A 20,570-nucleotide genomic window follows, 5' to 3' on the forward strand; every position below is an offset into this window, starting at 1 on the left:
AGTATCTGATGTTTAGCATTTTTTCCACGAAAACCTGCGCCCATAGTCTTTCCAACGGCGGTCGCCTTGCAGTCCGCCAGGCCGATAACAAGAAGTGGAGAGGCTAGAAATGTCGAACAACGGTTATGAATCCGGTCGCCTGAACCTGCCATTCGTGGGTCATTGCACCTTTGGCAAGTCCCCGGTGTGCACCGATTGGGATGCCCTGGATGCCGACGTCGCGGTGCTTGGCGTGCCCAACGACATGGGCACCCAGTGGCGCTCCGGCGCACGCTTTGGGCCACGCGGGATTCGTGAAGCATCGACGCTGTTTTCCTTCGGTCATGCCGGTGCCTACGATCACGAAGATGACGTGATGTACCTCACCGCCTCGGACGTGCGCATGGTCGACGTCGGTGATGCCGACATCGTCCACACCGACATGGCGACCAGCAACAAGAACACCGAATACGCCGTGCGCAAAATCCTCGATGCCGGTGTGATGCCGGTGGTGCTCGGCGGCGATCACTCGGTGCACGCGCCGGTGATCAAGGCCTTCGAAGGGCGTGGCCCGATCCACATCATTCACTTCGATGCGCACCTGGACTTCGTCGACGAACGCCACGGCGTGCGCTACGGCCACGGCAACCCGCTGCGCCGCGCTTCGGAAATGAACCACATTGTCGGCATGACCCAGATGGGCATTCGCAACGTGTCGTCATCCAACCGTGATGACTATGAGGCTGCCCATGAAGCCGGCTCGAAAATCCTCTCGGTGCGCGACGTGCGTCGCCTCGGCGTCGAGGGTGTGTTGGCGCTGATCCCGCAGAACATCAACTACTACATCACCATCGACATCGACGGTTTCGACCCGTCCATCGCCCCCGGCACCGGCACCCCGAGCCACGGCGGCTTCCTCTACTACGAAGTGCTGGAAATCATCCAGGCTCTGGCCAAGCGTAGCAAGGGCAACATCGTCGGCATGGACCTGGTGGAAGTGGCACCGGTGTACGACCCGACCGGCATGACCTCGATTCTCGCCGCGCAACTGCTGCTCAACAGCATCGGTTTCATCTTCCACGAGCGGGGCTTGGTGCGAGCCGCCGCCGAAAACGAATCGCTGGCTTAAGAGCTGGCCAGCCTGATCATCGAAACCACATACCCCGGCAGTGCCTGACTGTCGGGCAGAGAGAATAAAAATGGACACGATCGTCAAGAGTTACCTGCAGAAATTCGGCGTCAGCGAAGCCACCCAGACCTTCCTCAGCAAGGTCCAGAAGATGTTCATCGGCGGCGCCTGGGTCGAAGCCAGTGACGGCCAGACTTCCGATGTGATCGAACCCTCGACCGAAGGCCTGATCACCCGCATTCCCATGGGCACCACCGACGACCTGGACCGCGCCGTGCAAGCCGCCCGCGCCCAGTTCGACGGCGGCGCCTGGCGTCAGGCCAAACCGGCCGAGCGCGAGCGCATGATGCAGCGTCTGGCCGACCTGATCGAACAAAACGCTGCTGAACTGGCGGAAATCGAATCGATCGACATGGGCAAATCGGTTGCCTTCGCCAAGGACGTGGACATCCAGGGCACCGTCGATACCCTGCGTTACTTCGCCGGCTGGGCCACCAAGCTGCACGGCCGTACCGTCGAACCCTCGCTGCCGGGCAATTACCTGGCCTATACCCGCAAGGAAGCGGTCGGCGTGGTCGGCGCCATCGTGCCGTGGAACTTTCCGCTGCAAACCATGGCCTGGAAGCTCGGCGCGGCGCTGGCCACCGGTTGCACGGTGGTGGTCAAGCCCGCCGAGCTGACCTCGCTGTCGGCTCTGCGCTTCGCTGAACTGGTGCAGGAAGCGGGCATCCCCGACGGCGTGATCAACATTGTCACCGGGCGCGGCAGCGTGGTCGGTGCGGCCATGGCCACCCACCCCGGCATCGACAAACTGACCTTCACCGGATCGACGCCGGTAGGCCGTACCGTCGGTCGTGCCGCGCTCGACGAGATGAAGCGCCTGACCCTCGAGCTCGGTGGCAAATCACCGGTCATCGTCTGCGCCGACGCCGACATCCCGGCCGCCGCCCAAGCGGTCGCCAACGGCGTGTTTTTCAACTCCGGGCAGGTATGCGACGCCGGTACGCGGGCCTATATTCATAGCAGTGTCTACGACGAATTCCTGCGTGAGCTGATCGCCTACACACGCACCCTGAAAATGGCCCCGGGCCTGGACCCGGACTGCTTCATCGGCCCGCTGGTCTCGGCCCTGCAAAAGCAGCGCGTGACCGAGTACATCGAAACCGGCAAGGCCGAAGGCGCTGAACTGGTCTACGGCGGCCAACCGGTCGATGGCCCTGGCTTCTTCGTCGAGCCGACCATCTTCGCCCACTGCCGCAATGACATGCGCATTGTCCAGGAAGAGATCTTCGGCCCGGTGCTGGTCACCGCACCGTTCGACGATGAAGAAGAGGCACTGGCCCTGGCCAACGACTCGCCTTACGGCCTGGCTGCCGCACTGTATTCCAACGACCTTGGGAAAGTGCACAGCCTGATCCCGCGCCTCAAGGCAGGTTCGGTCTACGTCAACGCCCACGGCACCCTTGATCCGTCGATGCCGTTCGGTGGCTACAAACAGTCCGGATTCGGCAAGGACCTGGGCGCCGAGCAGCTCGATTACCTGCTCGAAACCAAGGCAGTGTGGATCACCTTGTAGGAGCGAGCTTGCTCGCGATGAACTCCGGAACACCGCGGGGTGCCAGGTTGCCAGCGTTATCGTTGACGACCATCGCGAGCAAGCTTGGTCCTACAGTCCTGTACGGTTTCAGCAACAACGCCAGGTAGGCACGAGTGAACTCAATCCCTGTAGGAGCGAGCTTGCTCGCGATGAACCCAAGAACACCACGGGGTGTCAGGTTGCCAGCGTTATCGTTGACGACCATCGCGAGCAAGCTCGCTCCCACAGGGGAGTCGTTCACCCGAAAGAACGCGGTTATCTCGTCATGATCTTCCAACAATAAGAGTCCGTCATGAACACTAACGCCAAGTCCGCCACGAGCGTGTCCGCCCTCGACGAAAAATCCGTCGTCGAGGGGCATTCGATCGACTTCATCCCCGAGAACGAGCGCACCGACAAACTGTCGAGCCAGGGCCCGTTCTGGTTCCTCGGCAATTTCACCTTCTTCACCATGACCATCGGCTTCGTTGGCCCGAGCGTCGGCCTGACCGCGCTCTGGACCACGCTCGCCGGCACGCTGGGCATCATGTTCGGCACACTTTTCATGGCATTTCACGGCTCGCAAGGCCCGCACCTTGGCCTGCCGCAGATGATCCAGTCCCGTGCGCAGTTCGGTTATCGCGGGGTGATCCTCGTATTGCTGGCGACGCTGTTCGTGTTCGCCGGCTTCAACATCGTCAACCTGGTGCTGATGATGCAGGGGCTGCATACGCTGTTCGGGTTCAACCCGGCGGTGATCGCGGTGGCGGTGACCATACCGGCGGCGGTGCTGGCGATTCTCGGCCATGACTGGATGCACCGCAGCTTCAAATGGGCGTTGTTCCTGTCGTTGCCGCTGTATGGCCTGGTGACCGTGGCGGTGTTGATGGGTTGGGTGCCGGACGCGGCCATGCCGGCGTTGGCGGCGGGCGAAACGGCCCCGGCGCCACTGGGTTTCAACTGGACCGGTTTCATCGCGCAGTTTGCGGCGGCCGCCAGTTACAACATCGCCTACGCCCCGTACGTGTCGGACTACTCGCGCTACCTGCCGAAGAACACGTCCAGCGGCAAGCTGATCGCGGTGGTGTTCCTCGGGGCTTCGCTGTCCGGTGCGTGGATGATCTCCGTGGGTGGCTGGCTGGCCGATCACCTGCACTCCACTGACGTGCTGGTCGCCCTCGGGCAAGTCGGCAACACCGTGTCGCCGCTGGTGGGCACGGCGGTGGTGGTCGTCACCATCCTGGCGTTCCTGCCGGTGATCGCGATGAACATCTACAGCGCCAAGCTGACCACCCTGACCTGCGTCGACTCGATCAAGCACATCGAACCAACGCGCAAGGCACGCATCCTGGCCATCGGCTTCGTGATCCTGCTGCAACTGGGCGTGGCCCTGAGCATCCAGAGTTCCGGCAAAGGCCTGTCGGTGCTGGGGATCTACCTGGTGGTGATGCTGTACTTCCTGGTGCCCTGGACCTCGGTCAACCTCACCGACTACTTCTTCGTGCGCAAGGGCCGCTACGCCATCCCGCACTTCTTCATGCCCCACGGCAACATTTATGGCAGCTGGGGACTGCGCGGTATCGCAGCCTATGCCATCGGTTTTATCTCGATGATCCCGTTCTTCTACATCTTCGACGGCGTTGAACAGCGCGAGGTGTATGTCGGCCCGCTCGCCAAGGCACTGGGCAGCATCGACATCGCCTGGCTGGTCGGGCTGATCGTGTCGGGACTGGCGTACTACTGGCTGAGCCGCTCGATCGACCTCAAGCGCGAAGAAGCCGTTATCCAGCAGATTGAAAAGACCTCCCCGCAATACACCACCGGCGACACGCTGACCCACAAACAGCAACCACTGACGGTATTCACTGAATCAACGGTCGGGAGATAGTCATGACCACGCAAAAATACGACTACATCATCATTGGCGCAGGCTCGGCAGGTTGTGTGTTGGCCAACCGCCTGAGTGAGGACCCGACCACTTCGGTGCTGGTCCTGGAATTCGGCGGCAGCGACAAGAGCGTAGTGATCCAGATGCCCAGTGCCTTCTCGATCCCGATGAACACCAAGAAGTACAACTGGCGCTACGAGACCGAGCCGGAGACTTTCCTCAACGGCCGGCGCATTCACTGCCCGCGGGGCAAGGTGTTGGGCGGCTCGTCGTCGATCAACGGCCTGGTGTACATCCGTGGTCATGCGCTGGACTTTGACGAGTGGGAATCCCTCGGCGCGGAAGGCTGGGGCTATCGCAACTGCCTGCCGTACTTCAAGCGCGCCGAGAGCTATGAATCGGGCGGCGACAGCTACCGCGGGCAAACCGGGCCGCTGCACACCACCAACGGCAACCACATGAAAAACCCGTTGTACGGTGCCTGGGTCGAAGCCGGCGCGGAGGCGGGCTATATCAAGACCGAAGATTGCAATGGCTACATGCAGGAAGGTTTTGGTGCCATGCACATGACCGTGAAAAACGGCGTGCGCTGCTCCACGGCCAACGCCTATCTGCGCCCGGCCATGGGCCGTCCGAACCTGACGGTGATCACCCATGCGATGACGCGGCAGGTTATCCTCGAAGGCAAGCGTGCGGTCGGGGTCATGTATGACCACGGTGGCCAGACTCACCAGGTGTACTGCAACCGTGAAGTGCTCATCTCGTCCGGGCCGATCGGCTCGCCGCACCTGCTGCAACGCTCGGGCATCGGCCCGGCGCAAGTCCTGCGCAAGGCCGGGATCGGCGTGCGCCATGACCTGCCGGGAGTCGGGGAGAACCTGCAGGATCACGCCGAGGTGTACATCCAGTTCGGCTGCAAGGAACCGGTGACCCTCAACAGCAAGATGGACCCGCTGAGCAAACTGATGATCGGTTTGCGCTGGCTGCTGTTCAAGGACGGCCTGGGCGCTACCAACCACTTCGAGGCCGGTGGTTTCATCCGCTCCGAGAAGGGCCTGCGCTGGCCGGACATCCAGTTTCACTTTCTGCCGGCAGCGATGCGCTACGACGGCAACAAGCCGATCAAGGGCCACGGCTTCATGGTGCTCACCGGGCCGAACAAACCGAAAAGTCGCGGCTATGTGCGCGTGCGCTCGGCCGACCCGTATGAGCATCCGGAAATCCGTTTCAACTACCTGGAGCGGGAAGAGGACCGCGAAGGCTTTCGCCGCTGCATCCGCCTGACCCGCGAGATCATCGGCCAGAAAGCCATGGACCGCTTCCGCGACGGCGAAATCGCCCCGGGTGCGCAAGTGACCAGCGACGAAGACCTCGACGCCTTCGTGCGCGATAACCTGGAAAGCACCTACCATCCCTGCGGTTCGTGCCGCATGGGCGAGGACGACATGGCGGTTGTCGATTCCCAATTGCGCGTGCGTGGCATCGCCGGTCTGCGGGTAATCGATTCGTCGGTGTTCCCGACCGAACCGAACGGCAACCTCAATGCACCGACCATCATGCTCGCCGAGCGCGCCGCCGATCTGGTGCGTGGTGTGCAGATGCTGCCGGCGTCGGATGTGCCGGTGGGGCTGGTCGAGGGCTGGGAGCACAGCCAGCGTACTTCGTTGCCGGGGCGTAACGTGCGGGTTTGATCCACACATGACCCTGTAGGAGCTGGCTTGCCAGCGAAGGCGGTATACCTGATACACCGTGCCGACTGGCTCGCCAGCAAGCCGGCTCCTACAGCTGATGTTCGTCGAAAAAAAAGTGCGTCGCTGGTCCGTCGCCATTGCTAGTCTGTAATTCCTTGAGACCGCAATGGAGCACCCTCATGGCTATTCAGGCCCTGCGCGCCGACGCATCGCATATCGACCAGATCGCCCCTTTGTTTGACGCCTACCGGATGTTCTACGAGCAGCCGTCGAACCTGGCGCAATCGCGCGCCTTCATCGCCGAGCGCATTGCCCGGGACGAATCGGTGATATTTCTTGCCCGGGACAGCGACGGCGAAAACCTCGGCTTCGTCCAGCTGTTTCCGACCTTTTCTTCCATCGACGCGCATCGCACCTGGCTGCTGGGTGATCTGTTCACTACACCCGCCGCCCGGGGCAAAGGCGTCGGCACATTGCTGATGAACACCGCACGGGACTTTGCCAGGCTGGCCGGCGGCAAAGGCATGACCCTGGAAACCGCCACCGACAACGTCACCGCCCAGCGTTTGTACGAGTCCCTGGGCTGGGTGCGCGACCCCGGTTACTACACCTATTGCCTGGATCTGAAAAAAGACTGAGCCGGGCTGCCGCCCAGCCGTCATTGCTGAGCGGCGTTGGCTGTACTTGCCGCGTTTTTTTCCTCCACCAGTTTGTACGCCACGTAGTACTTGTAGATGTTGCCGACGTAATCCACCGTCTCCCGGCCGACCACTTGCGCCGCGGATTGCTCGACATTGCCAAACCAGATGTTCTTGTCCAGCCCGGATTTTTCCGCCAATGCGCGGAATTTGCGCAGGTTGCCCGGCCCGGCGTTGTAAGCGGCGAAGGTCATCAGGGTTTTGTTCATCTGGTTCAATTGCGGGTCGTTCAGGTACTTGTCGGCGAGCAGGCGCATGTACTTGCTGCCGGCCTCGATGTTCTTGTCGGCGCTCTTATCGATATCGCCGATGGCCACCGTGGGGTCCCTGGCGGTTTTCGGCAGCAGCTGCATGACGCCCACCGCGCCCCGGGGGCTGCGGGCACCCTGATCGAGTTGTGATTCCTGGAACCCCTGGGCCATCAGCATCAGGTGGTCGAAACCGTAGGTGCCCGCATGGCGGGTGAAGATATCCACCATCTCCTGGAATTTCTTCATTTCCGCTTCGGACGTGGCATTGAGCACCCGTTTGCTGCTGTTGGTGACGTACTTGGTTCTCAGGCTATTGCCGAACGCAGTGCCGAGCTTGTGGGTTTTGGCGAACCCGGCCAACTGGCTTTTGAATTGTGGGCTGTCCTTGCGGATCGCCCAGGCTAATTCCGAGTTTTCATGCAGGAACACTTCGTTGTGGATTTTCATGTCGGTGTACAGCGGCGACCAGATGATGGCGATGTAACGATCCACCACCGTGGCCTTGAGCAACCCGGCATTGACCATTTGCAGCAGGTCTTCGGACTCCAGGTTTTCATCGGCGGCCTTCAGGTCGATGGGCGCCAGGCCCTTTTCCTTGAATGAAGCGTTGAGCGCCTGAAGGTGCTCGAAGTAGCTGCTCGAGGCGCGGACGGTCACTTCCTGTCCCGACAGGTCTTCGATTTTCTCAAAAGGCTTGCTGCCAGGTCCGGTGACCAGCACTTCGGGGATGTTCACCGCAAACGGAGCGGAAAAATCCACGGTTTTCAGGCGTCCGTCGGTGATGGTCAGGCCGCCGGCGGCGATGTCGCCGACGCCCTGGACCAGCTTGGGCATCAGCTCGTTACGGGCGGTCGGGATGAACATTACCCGCCATCGCATCGATTTCTTCGCGTAGGGCTGGGTCTTGTTCAGCCAGGCTTCCAGCCCTTTGCCCAACTCGTAAGTCAGACCCCGCTGGCGACCGCGATCGAGTTCGAAGAAGGTCTTGCTGTACGGCACCAGGATGCGTATCAAGCGGCGTTCGCGCATGCCCTCGAAGTCGCCGACCCAGGGCTGGGGCACCGGCAATACCAGGCTTTGCACTTCGGCTTCTTCGGCCGGGGTCAGCTCAACGGCGGGCAGTCCGGACTGGGGTTGTGCCAGGGCTGGATTCAGCCAGCACAGCAGCAGAAGCAGGGACAGTTTGTGGGCGCAACGCCATACAGGGTTCATGTTCACTCACCGACAGGGCAGAGAGATTGAGATCACCGTTGAGTATGGTCAATGACGGGGCGCGCACTGGTTCAAGCGCAACAAAAACTATCGGGCAATCGTTCTCGCTGAGCGACGCCCCACTGGCCGCTTGTGGGGCGCGGATCAAGGTTCGACTCAATCAGGAGGCTGGCTGTTTTTCATCGCCAAATACCGGGCGCATGAACGAACGCTCATAGCTGAGGATGAATTTCCGGTCTTCGGCGTACTTGAACGCCGCGAGGCACTCCGGATCGCTCATGGACTGTTGCCGGTAATGTTCATACGCCGCGAGGCTGGGAAAAGTGAACAAGGCCATGGCGATGTTGTTGGCGCCTTCCGACGGCAAAAAGTAGCCGTGGTGCTGGCCGCCGAACTTTTCCACCAGGGGAATCCACAATTTGCCGTAGTGCTCGAAGGCGTCGAGCTGGTAGGGATCGAGCACGTATTTCAGGTAGCAGGTCACCATTGTTTCGTTCCTTGATCTGGTTTTGAGGGCAGTCGCCACTGTAATGAACCGTGGGCGTCCGGCACAGCCGTTTGTTCGACATTGACCGGTAGTTTTGCACCAGATGCATGCGCTAGAGGCCCCGTACTATCGGTTCAGTCAATAGTCACCATCAAGAATCGCAAGTTCTGTTTTTTGTGCAAAGGCGGAAAATCGCCTGCATTGAATACGCTGCTCAAGGAACCTGCGCGATGAAAATGTTGGCCCGACTGGCTGTGATTGCCCTGTTGCTGGGCAGTGTTGCATCCACCGCATCGGCCCATGCCGAAGACACACGCTGCCATCTGCCGCCCATCACCGCTGGTCAGGGCGGGCTGCAATACGGGCAGACGGTCGGGGTGCTCTACAGCGAAAACACCGTGGAAAACCTGCAGTACCTTGAGCAATACCACTCGGTCGCGGTGAACGGCGCGAAGAACGCCCTGGATGCGCGGATTCGCCAGGCGTTCGTCAACAGCTCCGATCCGGACCTGGCCATCGACTGGCTGATGAGTTCGCTGCACCACACCTTTCTGTCGGTGACGGTCTACGACAACCTCGATGCCCTGGTGCAGGCCCATCCGGATGTGGTGGTGATGCTCGATACCCACAATCAGTTGCTGACCCAGCGTAACGACCGGGTCGAGGCGCGTTTCGCCGCGCGGTTCTACGACGCCAGCCTGCAATACATCGGCAAGGCCGAAGGCGCGGTGGAAAAACAACTGCCGTCGGTGTGGGTGCATGACAAGGCCGCGCCCGAGATTGCCGCGCAAATCGAACAGCAACGCGACCTGCAACTGACTGCATTGAAACAGTTCGATGCGTCGTTGAAGGCGCTGGTAACCGCCGGATTAACCGCAACAACAAATTAATTAGCCCGGCGTCCATTGAACGGCGGGCAACCCAGACAATCGTTGATTTCTATTCAGGACTGATCCATGCGCGCTTTTTTCGCCCCGACCCTGGTATTCGCCCCGTTGCTGCTGGCCGGTTGTGCCACACCGAACGATCCGACGCTGACCTTGCAGACCACCAAGTCGCCCGAGGAATACACCCATTGCGTGGTGCCGAAGTTGCAGCACGATGCGCTGGCGCCCACGGTGTCGCAGACCCAGCGCAGCTACCGGATCGTCGTATCCAGCAAAGTGGCGGCGGACAACGTGCTCGAAACCTATAAGGCCTCCAATGGCGGCAAGGTGTTCCTGTACGAGCGCAAGCTGCTGGCGTCGGCGTTCGTGCCGTCGGCGTTCGAGCGTGCGGCGCAGGAATGTCTGTAAGCGCAATTTCAGGCAAAAAAAAGCCGCCGGGAGAGGCAGCAGAAAGTTAAAGCACGCATTGGATGGGCTGAGTATGGCGTCCGGTACATGACGATTCGATGACAGGCAAGCAATGGTGGTGAAGGGGACGCCCTCTCGCCCGGAAATCGAGAACCCGTACTTGATCAGCTGGATGCCAGAGCGGGCGAGCATGCGCTCGCGGTCATTGGGCGCGGGCAGGGCGGCCACCCGGAAGACCCGGGGCACCGCCGATCCTGGTCGCAGTTTGTTACGAAGTGGTGATGCCCGGCGTTGTCATCCGGGTGTCATCGAAGTAATGGCAAGATCCTCGCAATCCGTCTTGAGTGCCCGGCGACCGCCAGCCTGCCGGCAGACGAATGTGCAAGGAACCCCGTATGAAAGACGCCCCGCTGTTTGCCGCCATCGACCTGGGCTCCAATGCGTTTCGCATGATGATTGGCCAGTCGGTGAGACGGAACCAGCAGATGGTCATCCAGGAAGTGAAGACCCTGCGTGAACCGGTGCGTCTGGCCGAAGGCCTGCAGGGTGGGGCACTCGATGAGTTGGCGCTGGACCGGGGCTGGCAGGCGCTGGCGCGATTCGGCAAGAAGCTGCGCGGTTTCGAGGCCGGGCGCGTGCGGGCGGTGGCCACCAGTGCCGTACGCGAAGCGGACAACGCGCCGCTGTTCCTGGCCAGTGCCGAGCGTCACCTGGGTTTTCGCATCGACGTCATTTCCGGTCACGAAGAGGCGCAATTGGTCTACGCCGGCGTGGCCCACACCTTGCCGGCGCAGAGCATGCGGCTGGTGGTGGATATCGGCGGCGGCTCCACGGAAATGATCATCGGCCGTGGCAACCGGTTGCTGGTCACCGAGAGCATTGCCATCGGCAGCGGAACCTTCGGTGCGCATTACTTCCACGGCGGGCGGATCATCGCCGAAGCGCTGCTGGAGGCCGAACGCGCGGCCACGGTGCAATTCGAACGCATTGCCCGACGTTACCGGGCCATGGGCTGGCAGCAGGCGATCGGTTCTTCAGGGACGGCGCGGATGCTGGCCAAGGTGCTCAAGGCCAATGGCCTGAATGATGACGGTCAAAGCGGCATCACCTACGGCGGCCTGTTGCGCCTGTCGTTGCGCCTGCTGGAAGTCAAACATGTGAAACACCTCAAGCTGGCGGGGCTGCCCACCCATCGCCTGAGCATTTTGCCCGGCGGTCTGGTGGTGATGCTGGCGGCGTTCAAGGTGTTCGGCATCACGCATATGATTGCGTCGGAACCGGGTTTGCGGTTCGGCGTGCTGCATGGATTGATGAGCAAACACTAAAAACCTGCCAGCCGAGGTTAAACCATGACCGCCCCCCGTCGCGTGCTGTTCGTCTGCGCCAGAAACGATGTCCGCTCACCCATGGCCGAAGCCTTGCTTCGCCACACCGACCCTGCCGACTTCCAGGCCTTCAGCGCCGGGCTCGAGGCCAGCGCGATCGACCCGCGCACCTTCGAATCCCTCGAACACATCAATGTCGATGCCAGCGGTCTGCACAGCAAGTCCCTCGAGGATTTCGAAGGCCAGGCGTTCGACTACGTCATCACCCTGTGCGACAAGGCCTCCGAAGAGGCCACGCGCATGCCGTTTAGCGGTGAAGTGATCGTCTGGAGTTTCGAAGACCCGACCACCAGCGAAAGGCACGACCCGTTTCGCCATACCCTTCAGGAAATTGGCGACCGCATCAAAATGTTCATCACGGTGAAAACCCGACACGTGGCCCAGGTGCCGTCAGTCAGCGATTCCTGACAAGCCTCGAACACCGTCTACCCTCATCGGTCACAACCATCATGATGAGGGTGTAGACGGTGATGAAAACGGACAACGTTGAATCAAACGAAGCCTCGGCGCTGATCGACGAGCGAATCCGGGAACTGGCCGACTGGCGCGGCGAAACCCTGGCCCACATTCGCAAGATCATCCAGCAGGCCGACCCGCAAGTGATCGAAGAGTGGAAGTGGCGCGTGCCGGTGTGGTCCTGTGCCGGCATCATCTGCACCGGCGAGACCTACAAGCAAGTGGTGAAGCTGACCTTCGCCAAGGGCGCATCGCTGGACGATCCAGCGAAGCTGTTCAACTCAAGCCTTGAAGGCAACACGCGGCGTGCCATCGATATTCGCGAGGGTGAGCAAATCGATGAAAAGGCCCTGAAGGCGTTGATTCAGGCGGCCGTTGAACTCAATACCTCGCACAGCAAATAATGAGGTTCTTCCCGCATTCCTGGGAAACTGTAGGAACGGCCGGTCGACGCTCGATTGCCGGCGATGGACTCAAGTGCGCCGCGTTTTTCCAGTTCATACGCGTTATCGTTAACGACCATCGCTGGCAAGCCAGCTCCTACAAGGGGCAAAAAGCCAGTGCACTGAACTCCTGTGGGAGCTGGCAAGCCCGCTCCCACAGGGATTGCGTCCATTTGACCACTTGGGATATCCCCGGCGCGCATGTTCCAATAGCCATCCGGCAACACCCGACTGGAAACGGACCATGAAGAAAATCGCCGCACTGACCCTCGCGTCGCTACTCACCGCCGGCCTGTTCAGCACACCCGCCCTTGCCGCAGGCGATGCACAGGCCGGGGAGAAAGTGTTCAAGCGCCTCTGCAGCGGCTGCCATCAGATCGGCGAATCGGCCCGCGCCTTCTTTGGCCCGCAGCTCAATGGCGTGATCGGTCGCCACTCCGCCACCACCACGGACTACGTGTATTCCGATGCGATGAAATCAGCCAACCTGGTCTGGGACCGCGAAACCCTGATCGCCTACCTCGAAGCGCCGAAGAAAGTCGTCCCCGGCACTCGCATGATTTTCTGGGGCCTCAGCGACCCGGAAAAAATCGAAGACTTGCTCGCCTACCTGCAAACCTTCCCGGCGCAGTAATCATGCGGTGGTCTGCTGGTCGGCCGCCAGATTGTCCACCAGCCATCCGGTGAAGGCCCGTGCCATCGGGATGTTCTCGCTGTCACGGTGCGTCAGCAGCGCCCAGTTCGGGCCGCGGATGGTTTGCTCCACCATCGGCTGCAACAGCCCGGTGGCCCGCGCCTGCCGACTCAGCAACCGGCTCACCAGTGCAATGCCGAGCCCGGTGCAGGCCGCGTCCAGCAGTAAACCCGGATCGGAAAAGTTCAGCCCCTGATCCATCTGCCCCACATCGATTCCCGACTCCACCGCCCAGTGGCTCCAGTCCATTTCCCGCTCGCCATGCAGGGTGGTGCGCTGTTCCACGGGCACGGCCAGCAGGCTCGGGTGACACGCCGGGTAGAGGCGGTCGGCGTGCAGCACCTTGAAACTGCATTCGGCCTGGGAACTGATGTCGTCGCGCACCGCCAGGTCGATGGTCTGGCTGGCCATGTCCGGCACTTCATTCGTGCTGAAAATCCACAGGTCTACCTGCGGATGCTGCCGGCGAAAATCCCCCAGGCGCGGCAGCAACCAATGCCGGGCAAACGCCGGGGTGGTGTTGAGCACCAGTTGATTGGGTTTCTGGTATTGCCCCAGCCGGCGAATGCCCACCGCCAGTTGCTGCAACAACGCCTGGGTGGTGCTCAGAAAATCGTGACCGGCATCGGTCAGGCTGACGCTGCGCCCACTGCGATAGAACAGCGGTTGTTCAAGGTAAGCCTCAAGGCTGCGGATCTGCTGGCTGATCGCCGATTGGGTGAGGTGAAGCTCTTCGGCGGCCTTGTGAAAACTGCCCAGCCGGGCGGCGGCTTCGAAGCCGCGCAGGGTGCTCAGGGGCGGCCAGTGTTTGAGCATATCGATAAGTTTCTCTAATCAGTTGCCTGCAAAATCCATCGTTTGTTTGCCCGTTTTACCAGCCGTAGCATGCATGCCAAGACCGCCAAGGCCGTTTTCATTGAACACAATGACTTAACTTAGAGGTACTTGTCATGCAGCAGAGCGCAATTCAAAACAGCGGTTGGATGATGCCAGCCGAGTGGGTCACCCACGCCGCCACCTGGATGGTCTGGCCGCACAACAAGACCCTTTGGGAGTCCGGCTGGCGAGTGACGCTGCCACAGGTTCAAGAGGACTTTGCCCGCGTGGCCAACGCCATCGCCCGTTTCGAACTGGTGAAACTGGTGGTCGACCCTTCGGCGGTCGCCAGTGCCAAAGCCTTGTGCGGGCCGAACATCGAATTGATCGAACTGGCAGTCAACGACAGCTGGTGCCGTGACTCCGGCCCGAGCTTCGTCTGCCACCCGCAGCAAGGTTTGGCCGGTGTGAGCTGGCGCTTCAATGCCTGGGGCGGCAAGTCGGCCCACGATCTGGACGAAAGCCTGGCCCGTCGTGCGCTCAACCAGTTGGGGCTGGAGTGTTTCGGTACGGCATTGAGCAACGAGGGCGGTGCGATTCATGTGGACGGCGAGGGCACGCTGATCACCACCGAGTCGGTGTTGCTCAACCCCAATCGTAATCCGGGCGTGACCAAGGCCGAGATCGAAGAGATCTTCACCCGCTTGCTGGGCGTGAAGAAAACCATCTGGTTGCCGGGCGATCCGAGCTACGTGACCGGCGACATGACCGACGGCCATGTCGATGGCGTGTGCGCCTTTGCCCGTCCCGGCGTGTTGCTGGTGGACGCCACCCACGACAAGCAATCGGTGTACGCCGAAGTGGCCCGCGAGAACCGTCGCGCCCTTGAGCTGGCCACCGACGCCCAAGGCCGCAAGTTCGAGCTGATCGAACTCTATGAAGCCTCCGATGCAGTGGACACCGAGGCCGAAGTGTTCTGCGCCTCCTACACCAATTTCTACATCGCCAACGGTGCGATCATCATGCCGGCCTATGGCATCGATGCCGACAAGGTCGCTGCCGAAGTGCTGGCGCAGGCGTTCCCGGGGCGCGAAGTGGTGCCGGTGCGAATCAACCATCTGGCCCATGGCGGCGGCGGTGTGCATTGCATCACCCAGCAACAGCCGGCCTGGCCGGTGCGGGGTTGATGCCATGACACTGCTGACCATCGCCACCACCCAGATGCCTTGCACCTGGGACCTCAAACACAACCTCGACCAGGCCGAGCAACTGGTCCGCGAAGCCGCGGCCAAGGGCGCGCAGGTGATCCTGTTGCAGGAGCTGTTCGCCACGCCGTATTTCTGCATCGAGCAACACCACAAGCACCTGGCGCTGGCCGAGGAGTATCGCGACAGCCGCGTGCTCCAGCGCTTTGCGGCATTGGCGAAAGAGTTGGGCGTGGTGCTGCCGCTGAGCTGGTACGAGAAGGCCGGCAATGCGTACTTCAATTCGTTGAGCGTAGCCGACGCCGACGGGCGTCTGTTGGGGGTGTACCGCAAGACCCACATCCCCAACGCCATCGGCTATCAGGAGAAGGAATACTTCAGCCCCGGCGACAGCGGTTTCCGGGTCTGGGACACCGCGTTCGGGCGCATCGGCCTGGGCATCTGCTGGGACCAGTGGTTCCCCGAAACCGCCCGCTGCCTGGCCCTGATGGGTGCCGAAGTGCTGCTGTTCCCCACGGCCATCGGCTCCGAACCGGGCTGCGCAACCCTGGATTCGCGCGATCACTGGCAAATGACCATGCGCGGCCACGCCGCCGCCAACCTGCTGCCGGTGGTGGCCGCCAACCGTGTCGGCCGGGAAGCGGCAACCACCGACCCGACCCTGCAAATGAGCTTCTATGGCTCGTCGTTCATCTGTAACCACAAGGGCAAGTTGCTCGCCGAAGCCGACCGCGACAGCACCGGCGTGCTGGTCCACAGCCTGGACCTGGCGGCCATGCGTGAAGACCGCCTGACCTGGGGCATCTACCGCGATCGCCGTCCGGAAATGTACGGCGCCTTGTTGACCCAGGACGGTCGTCAGATCCATTCACGCTGGGCAACCCAAGGGGTGTGACATGAACACGATCAACAAGCTGTGCCTGGCCATGGGGCTGGCGCTGACCTGTGCGGTGCCTGCGCTGCACGCCGAGGAGAAAACCCTGCGGCTGTACAACTGGGCCGATTATTTTGCCGAGGACACCCTCAGCAAGTTCACCGCCGAGACCGGGATCAAGGTGATCTACGACGTAATGGATGGCAGTGAAACCCTGGAAGCGAAAATGCTCGCTGGCGGCAGTGGCTACGACCTGATCTTCCCCGGTGACACCGTGGCCGAGCGCTTGATGCGCGCCGGCAGTTTGCAGCCCCTGGACCAATCAAGAATCACGGCCCTGAATGACGTCGAGCCCGGATTGCAAAAGCTGCGTTCGCACTATGAGCATTCGAGCAAGGCCACGGTCCCGTATACCTGGGGCACCATCGGCCTGACCTACAACGCCGAGCAGATTGCCAAGCGTGCGCCGGACGCGCCGGTCGACAGCCTGGACATGCTGTTCAAGCCGGAACTGGCGGCGAAGTTCGCCGACTGCGGCATCTCGATGATCGATTCGCCGGACGAAGTGCTGGCCGTGGTGCTCAACTACCTCGGCCGCGATCCACGCAGCGCCAAACCGGCCGACCTGGCGGCGGCGAGCGAGCTGCTGATGAAACTGCGGCCGTACATTCGCAAGTTCCAGTCGCAACCGGTGACCGACCTGGTCAATGGCAACCTGTGCGTGTCCCTCGGCTACAGCGGCGACATGACCCAGGCGCAGCGCACGTCTGACAGCGCCGGCAAGAAAACCACCTTCCACTACCGCATTCCCCGCGAAGGCACCACGGTGTGGATGGACACCATGGCCATTCCCGTCGACGCGCAGCATCCGGAGTACGCCTACGCGTTCATCAACTTTGTGATGCGCCCGCAGAACATGGCGGCCATCAGCAACTTCACCGGCTATCCGACCTCCAACGCCAAGGCGCGGCCGGATGTCGATGCCGCGATGCGCAACAACCCGGACATCTACCTCGATGAAGCCACTTACGCGCGGCTGATTCCTGGCAAGGACATCCCCCAGGCCGACATGCGGGCACGCATGCGCACCTGGACCAAGTTCAAGACCGCTACCGTTAAATGATCACCGGCCGGCCCGAGGGCTGGCCAAACCCGAGATATCAGGAAAACACATGCCGACACGTCGAACATTCATCAAGCAGGTATCGGTCGCCGCCGGACTGGGCGCAGTGGCGTCCTTGGGATTGGGCTTTGCCTCCCTGCCGGTGCGAGCGGCCGGTAATGGCAAGTGGTACATGCCCGATGAGGGGGACAAACACCGGCGGGCCTTCATCGCCTTCGGCGCACAGGCCGCGATCTGGGAGGATTTCACGCCCCACGTGCAGGACGCCCTTGGCCGGATCGCCAGCAGCATCGCTCAATACGAACCGGTCACCGTGTTCTGTCGCCAGAGCGAGCGACGCCTGGCCGAAGCCAAATGCGGCAGCCACAATACGACCTTCGTAATCGCCGAGCTGGATGACATCTGGATGCGTGACATCGGCGCCAATTTTGTCGTCGATGGCAACGGCGACCTCGGCGCCGTGGACTTCAACTTCAACGGCTGGGGCAACAAACAGCAGCATGAGGAGGATGCGCAACTGGCCGCCCGGGTCGCCGGAAACGCCAAGGCGGATTACCTGCGCAGCGAACTGGTGGGCGAGGGCGGTGGCATCGAAGTGGATGGCCACGGTACCGGGATCATGACCGAAAGCAGCTGGATCAACCGCAATCGCAATCCGGACTGGACCAAGGCCGAGGTTGAAGCAGAACTGAAAGAACGGCTGGGCCTGCGCAAAATCATCTGGCTGCCGGGGATCAAGGGCAAGGACATCACCGACGCCCATGTCGATTTCTATGCGCGCTTCGTCAAGCCCGGCGTGGTAATCGCCAACCTCGACAACGACCCCGAGTCCTACGACTACAAGGTCACTCGTGCCCATCTGGAAATCCTCGAAAACGCCACGGATGCCGATGGTCGCAAGTTGCAGGTGCATACCCTGTCGCCACCGCTCAACCCGCGCAACAGCCGGTTCAGCAAGGACAACCCGGATTTCGCCGCCGGCTACATCAACTACTTCGTGATCAATGGCGCGATCATCGCACCGCAATTCGGCGACAAGGAAGCGGATGCCAAAGCCTACGACCTGCTGTCCGAACTCTACCCGGACCGCGAGGTGGAGCAGCTCGACATCGATGCGATCTCCGCGGGCGGAGGCGGCATTCACTGCGTAACCAGCCACCAGCCGATGGTGTGATGACTTCAGGTATCACACAAAACCTGTGGGAGCGGGCTTGCTCCGGGCGGCGATCCGACGAAGGCGGAGTGTCAGGCGACATCGATGCTGAATGTGCCGGCCCTTTCGCGGGCAAGCCCGCTCCCACAGGGGTAACGCTGGAGAATGATCCACTCACTGTAGGAGCGAGCTTGCTCGCGATGGTCGTTAACGAAAACGCGTGCTTGCTGGCTGAACGCGGCGCTCTTGAGTTCATCGCGAGCAAGCTCGCTCCTACACCTACACCTACACCTACACCTACACCTACACCTACAGGGACAGGAAATCAGGCCTTGCTGGCCTTCAGATAAGCCCCCAACCGCCGGCCCATTTCCTCACCCAACGCCTGCAAGCCACTCAGCGGCCGCACCATCACTTCAAACTCGACAATCTTGCCGTGTTCGTTGAAACGGATCATGTCGATGCCCTTGAGCTCTTTCTCGCCGACTTTGGCGCTGAATTCGAGAATCACGTTCAAGCCATCCGCTGTGGCCAACTCACGGTGATAGGCAAAATCCCCGAACACGTTCACCACCGTATTGAGGATCATCGACACCACCGGCGCCCCCGGATACGGCGTATGCGCCATCGGTGAACGGAACACCGCCTGCGGATCGAGCATATCGGGCAAGGCGCTCAAGTCGCGCTTGCCGATCATCGCGTGCCACTGCTTCAGGGACGCTGCGACGTTGGGGTTCAGGTTCAGCTCAGACATTTTCAACTCCTGTTTTTTCTTGTAGTGGTGCGAAAACGTTGGTCGATCACCCTGGCGGCATCGTCGGCCCATTGACGGTAAAGCATCGGCCCCGGATGAAAACCATCGCTGGCCATCAAGCCCGGTTCGGGTGCCAGCGGGGTGCTCAGCATCGTACATTGATCCATGCGTGCGGCCAGATCCGCAAGATGTGCATTGAAACGACGCGCCCTGAACCCCAGAAACCAGCGCAGCGGCTGCGGCAGGGCGGGGAACAGGTGCATGGGCGGAAGCGGCGAGAGCACAATCTGCCCCACCGCGAATTTGTCGCATAACAGCGCGATCAATCGCTGTTGCCGAGCGAGCCACTGATCCAGGGTGAGTGAGCTGGTGACGTCGTTGACGCCAATCGACAACAGCGCCACATCGAACGGCTCCGGGGCGTGCTGCTCCAGCAATTCCAGCAACCCTTGCGAATCCAGGCCGGAGCGCGCCCAGAGTTTCCACGACACCTGATAATCGTCAGCCAGGCGCCCAACCAGCCGACCACTGAGGGCTTCACCTTGAGTCGCCGCACCCACGCCAGCAGCGGCGCTGTCGCCCACAATCAACAAGCGCAGAACCTCGCCGCTGCCGGCCTCGCCCAGGCGTTCACCTTCGGCCTCCGGCAACTTGGGCGTCACCCGCCGCGTGTACAGGCCCTGCACGAGCAACAACGGGCCGAGCAGGATTTTGGCGAGGGTTTCAGTGCGGCTCATGGACAGGCGCCTGATTGAAGAGTGAGATCAGCCAGCGAACTCATCGTCGAAAATGCTCTCGATTGGCAACGCAAATGCCCGGGCAATCTGAAACGCCAAGGGCAGGCTGGGATCATAGCGGCCATTTTCGATGGCATTGATGGTCTGCCGCGAAACATTTAACAACGCCGCCAGATCGACCTGGGACCACTTGCGTTCGGCACGCAGTTCCTTGAGCCGGTTTTTCATTGATACCGCCGCTTGGCAAGTCTGAGCCCGATCATCCACATCAGGCCCATCACTGGCCACACACAGACCCAGGACACGTGTGGAAAGCCGACATTCTCCAGAAAACCGTAGGTGAAGGTCAGCAATGCCGAAGCGGCAAAGGCAAAACCGAGAGCTTCGTACTGAATACGCAAATGCATTTCGTCCAGCGTGCGCATATTGCGCACCACCGCCCAGCACATCAGCCCTGCGGGAATCACCGGCAACAGTGTGATGATGACCTTCAGCGCCATGGCCATTTCTTGCTGGTCTTTAAGCAAAATCACTGACACCAGCAACAACAGGGTGTACAGCGTAATCGCGACGCCCATTTCGATGTAGAAGCGTTTCATTTCATCCTCCTGATGTAAAAGTCCCTTTACATATTCGCTGGAGATTTCGCGGATGTAAAGGGTGTTTTACATCGTCGGCCGGAGCATGAAAAAACCGGCTGTTCAGGCCGGGCTTCGTCTCGATC

General features: G+C 61.1%; 23 protein-coding genes and 1 pseudogene. 15 read left to right on the forward strand and 9 right to left on the reverse strand.

What is annotated here, in order from left to right; translation table 11 throughout:
* Window positions 1-109 precede the first annotated feature (109 nt).
* Window positions 110-1,108, forward strand: coding sequence for an agmatinase (gene speB / locus PMI31_RS00870; RefSeq protein WP_008015599.1), 999 nt, complete (start codon window positions 110-112; stop codon window positions 1,106-1,108).
* 70 nt (window positions 1,109-1,178) lie between these two features.
* Window positions 1,179-2,684 carry an aldehyde dehydrogenase family protein gene (locus PMI31_RS00875; RefSeq protein WP_008015600.1) on the forward strand — a complete coding sequence of 502 codons (1,506 nt, stop codon included), beginning with the start codon at window positions 1,179-1,181 and terminating at the stop codon, window positions 2,682-2,684.
* Here the strand turns inward: PMI31_RS00875 and PMI31_RS30920 are convergent.
* A complete protein-coding gene (locus PMI31_RS30920) occupies window positions 2,674-2,982 on the reverse strand; it encodes a hypothetical protein (RefSeq protein WP_162130424.1) in 309 nt (102 codons plus the stop codon). The genes PMI31_RS00875 and PMI31_RS30920 overlap by 11 nt on opposite strands.
* Before the next feature lie 15 nt (window positions 2,983-2,997).
* On the opposite strand from PMI31_RS30920, the gene PMI31_RS00885 reads away from it, so the two are divergent.
* From PMI31_RS00885 to PMI31_RS00895, 3 genes are all read left to right on the forward strand, one after another.
* Window positions 2,998-4,572, forward strand: coding sequence for a purine-cytosine permease family protein (locus PMI31_RS00885; protein WP_008015601.1), 1,575 nt, complete (start codon window positions 2,998-3,000; stop codon window positions 4,570-4,572).
* 2 nt (window positions 4,573-4,574) lie between these two features.
* Window positions 4,575-6,263, forward strand: coding sequence for a choline dehydrogenase (gene betA, locus PMI31_RS00890; protein WP_008015604.1), 1,689 nt, complete (start codon window positions 4,575-4,577; stop codon window positions 6,261-6,263).
* 179 nt (window positions 6,264-6,442) lie between these two features.
* Window positions 6,443-6,901, forward strand: coding sequence for a GNAT family N-acetyltransferase (locus PMI31_RS00895; RefSeq protein WP_008015606.1), 459 nt, complete (start codon window positions 6,443-6,445; stop codon window positions 6,899-6,901).
* Window positions 6,902-6,921: 20 nt separating this feature from the next.
* Here the strand turns inward: PMI31_RS00895 and PMI31_RS00900 are convergent, their stop codons facing one another.
* Both PMI31_RS00900 and PMI31_RS00905 read right to left on the reverse strand, forming a co-directional pair.
* On the reverse strand, window positions 6,922-8,424 hold the full coding sequence (locus PMI31_RS00900) for a lytic transglycosylase F (protein WP_008015607.1): 1,503 nt from the start codon (window positions 8,422-8,424) through the stop codon (window positions 6,922-6,924).
* A 160-nt stretch (window positions 8,425-8,584) separates the two neighbouring features.
* Window positions 8,585-8,911, reverse strand: a complete 327-nt coding sequence (locus PMI31_RS00905; protein WP_008015608.1) for an NIPSNAP family protein — start codon at window positions 8,909-8,911, stop codon at window positions 8,585-8,587.
* Between the two features lie 230 nt (window positions 8,912-9,141).
* On the opposite strand from PMI31_RS00905, the gene PMI31_RS00910 reads away from it, so the two are divergent.
* Together PMI31_RS00910 and PMI31_RS00915 are read left to right on the forward strand one after the other, a co-directional pair.
* Window positions 9,142-9,801 (forward strand): hypothetical protein, encoded by a 660-nt coding sequence (locus tag PMI31_RS00910; protein WP_008015609.1) that lies wholly within the window; start codon window positions 9,142-9,144, stop codon window positions 9,799-9,801.
* Between the two features lie 66 nt (window positions 9,802-9,867).
* Window positions 9,868-10,206, forward strand: coding sequence for a hypothetical protein (locus PMI31_RS00915; RefSeq protein ID WP_008015610.1), 339 nt, complete (start codon window positions 9,868-9,870; stop codon window positions 10,204-10,206).
* A gap of 132 nt (window positions 10,207-10,338) precedes the next feature.
* On the opposite strand, the pseudogene PMI31_RS31750 reads toward PMI31_RS00915, so the two are convergent.
* Window positions 10,339-10,449: pseudogene (locus PMI31_RS31750) on the reverse strand (hypothetical protein); the annotation flags it as partial.
* A 152-nt stretch (window positions 10,450-10,601) separates the two neighbouring features.
* Here PMI31_RS31750 and PMI31_RS00920 point away from each other — a divergent pair.
* The 4 genes from PMI31_RS00920 to PMI31_RS00935 all read left to right on the forward strand — a co-directional run bounded on the left by PMI31_RS00920 (window position 10,602) and on the right by PMI31_RS00935 (window position 13,124).
* A complete protein-coding gene (locus tag PMI31_RS00920; RefSeq protein ID WP_008015611.1) occupies window positions 10,602-11,531 on the forward strand; it encodes a Ppx/GppA family phosphatase in 930 nt (309 codons plus the stop codon).
* A 24-nt stretch (window positions 11,532-11,555) separates the two neighbouring features.
* Complete coding sequence (locus PMI31_RS00925) at window positions 11,556-11,999, forward strand: arsenate reductase ArsC (protein WP_008015613.1); 444 nt, start codon at window positions 11,556-11,558, stop codon at window positions 11,997-11,999.
* A 62-nt stretch (window positions 12,000-12,061) separates the two neighbouring features.
* Window positions 12,062-12,451, forward strand: coding sequence for a DUF1801 domain-containing protein (locus PMI31_RS00930; RefSeq protein WP_008015614.1), 390 nt, complete (start codon window positions 12,062-12,064; stop codon window positions 12,449-12,451).
* A gap of 283 nt (window positions 12,452-12,734) precedes the next feature.
* Window positions 12,735-13,124: a c-type cytochrome gene (locus tag PMI31_RS00935; RefSeq protein ID WP_008015616.1), complete on the forward strand. Its 390-nt coding sequence runs from the start codon at window positions 12,735-12,737 to the stop codon at window positions 13,122-13,124.
* Here the strand turns inward: PMI31_RS00935 and PMI31_RS00940 are convergent, their stop codons facing one another.
* Window positions 13,125-14,000: a LysR substrate-binding domain-containing protein gene (locus tag PMI31_RS00940; protein ID WP_008015617.1), complete on the reverse strand. Its 876-nt coding sequence runs from the start codon at window positions 13,998-14,000 to the stop codon at window positions 13,125-13,127.
* A 134-nt stretch (window positions 14,001-14,134) separates the two neighbouring features.
* Here PMI31_RS00940 and PMI31_RS00945 point away from each other — a divergent pair, with 134 nt between their 5' ends.
* Genes PMI31_RS00945 through PMI31_RS00960 form a run of 4 tightly spaced genes read left to right on the forward strand, consistent with a single transcriptional unit; the run spans window position 14,135 to window position 18,376 of the window.
* Window positions 14,135-15,187 carry an agmatine deiminase family protein gene (locus PMI31_RS00945; protein ID WP_008015618.1) on the forward strand — a complete coding sequence of 351 codons (1,053 nt, stop codon included), beginning with the start codon at window positions 14,135-14,137 and terminating at the stop codon, window positions 15,185-15,187.
* 4 nt (window positions 15,188-15,191) lie between these two features.
* Entirely contained in the window at window positions 15,192-16,100 is a 909-nt protein-coding gene (gene aguB, locus PMI31_RS00950; protein ID WP_008015619.1) for an N-carbamoylputrescine amidase, read from the forward strand.
* A 1-nt stretch (window position 16,101) separates the two neighbouring features.
* Window positions 16,102-17,202, forward strand: a complete 1,101-nt coding sequence (locus PMI31_RS00955; RefSeq protein WP_008015622.1) for an extracellular solute-binding protein — start codon at window positions 16,102-16,104, stop codon at window positions 17,200-17,202.
* 49 nt (window positions 17,203-17,251) lie between these two features.
* The gene (locus PMI31_RS00960; RefSeq protein WP_008015623.1) at window positions 17,252-18,376 is read left to right on the forward strand and encodes an agmatine deiminase family protein; all 1,125 of its coding nucleotides are present in this window, start codon (window positions 17,252-17,254) and stop codon (window positions 18,374-18,376) included.
* Window positions 18,377-18,680: 304 nt separating this feature from the next.
* On the opposite strand, the gene PMI31_RS00965 is transcribed toward PMI31_RS00960, so the two are convergent.
* The 4 genes from PMI31_RS00965 to PMI31_RS00980 are packed head-to-tail and all read right to left on the reverse strand — an operon-like array spanning window position 18,681 to window position 20,445.
* Window positions 18,681-19,109, reverse strand: coding sequence for a nuclear transport factor 2 family protein (locus PMI31_RS00965; protein WP_008015624.1), 429 nt, complete (start codon window positions 19,107-19,109; stop codon window positions 18,681-18,683).
* A 2-nt stretch (window positions 19,110-19,111) separates the two neighbouring features.
* Window positions 19,112-19,846 carry an SGNH/GDSL hydrolase family protein gene (locus PMI31_RS00970; RefSeq protein ID WP_008015625.1) on the reverse strand — a complete coding sequence of 245 codons (735 nt, stop codon included), beginning with the start codon at window positions 19,844-19,846 and terminating at the stop codon, window positions 19,112-19,114.
* Window positions 19,847-19,873: 27 nt separating this feature from the next.
* Window positions 19,874-20,074, reverse strand: a complete 201-nt coding sequence (locus tag PMI31_RS00975) for a helix-turn-helix transcriptional regulator (protein ID WP_007988375.1) — start codon at window positions 20,072-20,074, stop codon at window positions 19,874-19,876.
* Window positions 20,071-20,445: a hypothetical protein gene (locus tag PMI31_RS00980; RefSeq protein WP_008015626.1), complete on the reverse strand. Its 375-nt coding sequence runs from the start codon at window positions 20,443-20,445 to the stop codon at window positions 20,071-20,073. Before PMI31_RS00980 ends, PMI31_RS00975 begins: the two co-directional genes overlap by 4 nt.
* Window positions 20,446-20,570 lie beyond the last annotated feature (125 nt).

The sequence above is a fragment of the Pseudomonas sp. GM55 genome (assembly GCF_000282395.1).
In the GTDB taxonomy this organism is placed as follows: domain Bacteria; phylum Pseudomonadota; class Gammaproteobacteria; order Pseudomonadales; family Pseudomonadaceae; genus Aquipseudomonas; species Aquipseudomonas fluorescens_CC.

Bases quoted from the DNA above. Each gene is read 5' to 3' on its own strand.
- betA (WP_008015604.1), top strand. From the start codon at position 4,575: ATGACCACGCAAAAATACGACTACATCATCATTGGCGCAGGCTCGGCA.
- PMI31_RS00965 (WP_008015624.1), bottom strand. From the start codon at position 19,109: ATGTCTGAGCTGAACCTGAACCCCAACGTCGCAGCGTCCCTGAAGCAG.
- PMI31_RS00915 (WP_008015610.1), top strand. From the start codon at position 9,868: ATGCGCGCTTTTTTCGCCCCGACCCTGGTATTCGCCCCGTTGCTGCTG.
- PMI31_RS00980 (WP_008015626.1), bottom strand. From the start codon at position 20,445: ATGAAACGCTTCTACATCGAAATGGGCGTCGCGATTACGCTGTACACC.
- PMI31_RS00970 (WP_008015625.1), bottom strand. From the start codon at position 19,846: ATGAGCCGCACTGAAACCCTCGCCAAAATCCTGCTCGGCCCGTTGTTG.
- PMI31_RS00895 (WP_008015606.1), top strand. From the start codon at position 6,443: ATGGCTATTCAGGCCCTGCGCGCCGACGCATCGCATATCGACCAGATC.
- PMI31_RS00905 (WP_008015608.1), bottom strand. From the start codon at position 8,911: ATGGTGACCTGCTACCTGAAATACGTGCTCGATCCCTACCAGCTCGAC.
- PMI31_RS00945 (WP_008015618.1), top strand. From the start codon at position 14,135: ATGCAGCAGAGCGCAATTCAAAACAGCGGTTGGATGATGCCAGCCGAG.
- aguB (WP_008015619.1), top strand. From the start codon at position 15,192: ATGACACTGCTGACCATCGCCACCACCCAGATGCCTTGCACCTGGGAC.
- PMI31_RS00940 (WP_008015617.1), bottom strand. From the start codon at position 14,000: ATGCTCAAACACTGGCCGCCCCTGAGCACCCTGCGCGGCTTCGAAGCC.
- PMI31_RS00955 (WP_008015622.1), top strand. From the start codon at position 16,102: ATGAACACGATCAACAAGCTGTGCCTGGCCATGGGGCTGGCGCTGACC.
- PMI31_RS00925 (WP_008015613.1), top strand. From the start codon at position 11,556: ATGACCGCCCCCCGTCGCGTGCTGTTCGTCTGCGCCAGAAACGATGTC.
- PMI31_RS00935 (WP_008015616.1), top strand. From the start codon at position 12,735: ATGAAGAAAATCGCCGCACTGACCCTCGCGTCGCTACTCACCGCCGGC.
- PMI31_RS00975 (WP_007988375.1), bottom strand. From the start codon at position 20,074: ATGAAAAACCGGCTCAAGGAACTGCGTGCCGAACGCAAGTGGTCCCAG.
- PMI31_RS00930 (WP_008015614.1), top strand. From the start codon at position 12,062: ATGAAAACGGACAACGTTGAATCAAACGAAGCCTCGGCGCTGATCGAC.
- PMI31_RS00900 (WP_008015607.1), bottom strand. From the start codon at position 8,424: ATGAACCCTGTATGGCGTTGCGCCCACAAACTGTCCCTGCTTCTGCTG.
- speB (WP_008015599.1), top strand. From the start codon at position 110: ATGTCGAACAACGGTTATGAATCCGGTCGCCTGAACCTGCCATTCGTG.
- PMI31_RS00910 (WP_008015609.1), top strand. From the start codon at position 9,142: ATGAAAATGTTGGCCCGACTGGCTGTGATTGCCCTGTTGCTGGGCAGT.
- PMI31_RS00920 (WP_008015611.1), top strand. From the start codon at position 10,602: ATGAAAGACGCCCCGCTGTTTGCCGCCATCGACCTGGGCTCCAATGCG.
- PMI31_RS00885 (WP_008015601.1), top strand. From the start codon at position 2,998: ATGAACACTAACGCCAAGTCCGCCACGAGCGTGTCCGCCCTCGACGAA.
- PMI31_RS00960 (WP_008015623.1), top strand. From the start codon at position 17,252: ATGCCGACACGTCGAACATTCATCAAGCAGGTATCGGTCGCCGCCGGA.
- PMI31_RS00875 (WP_008015600.1), top strand. From the start codon at position 1,179: ATGGACACGATCGTCAAGAGTTACCTGCAGAAATTCGGCGTCAGCGAA.